Genomic DNA, 605 nt, shown 5'->3' on the forward strand with positions numbered 1-605 from the left:
CCCCCCCCCCCCCCCCCCCCCCCCCCCCCCCCCCCCCCCCCCCCCCCCCCCCCCCCCCCCCCCCCCCCCCCCCCCAACTTTCTAACTTTCTTTATGATATTTATTATGATGCTAACTCATATTATAGTAATATCAAGACTAAGTGAACCGGCCTGGGAACTCACAAAAACTCTATTTATAGAGGCTTATTCGTGGTTCATAGGGGTACCACTTGCCTGCTGGTTAGTTGGCCATATTGTCGTCGAATACTTCCCAAAAGTCTGGCTTCGCGCACCCAAGGGTCCCCTTTGGGAACTCAATCGCCGCACGGGCCTGGTTACCATTTTTGACTACAAGGACTTTAAAAAAACCGGAAAAATCGGCGAGTTTACTGCGCCATTTTATGAGTTTGATGCCTATATAATCACCAACCCGGACCGCCAGGGCTTGCCCATGATCGGCCTTTCCCTGGCTCATCGTTATAGTAATAAGGGTATGAACTTCAATAACTTGATTGTGCCGGACAATCTCGCACAAAAGCCTTGTGCGCTGTGGGATTTTTTCCAGAACTTCATGGATATAAGCCGCCCACTACCCGACGTACCGGTACACGAAGCTCATCGCCA

Annotated in this window: 1 pseudogene; it reads left to right on the forward strand. The window is 52.1% G+C overall.

Annotated features, from left to right (window positions below):
- Window positions 1-105: 105 nt before the first annotated feature.
- Window positions 106-605: pseudogene (locus tag ACCD02_RS32590) on the forward strand (hypothetical protein); the annotation flags it as partial.

Source organism: Pseudomonas sp. Pseusp88 (genome assembly GCF_047303955.1).
Lineage (GTDB): Bacteria > Pseudomonadota > Gammaproteobacteria > Pseudomonadales > Pseudomonadaceae > Aquipseudomonas.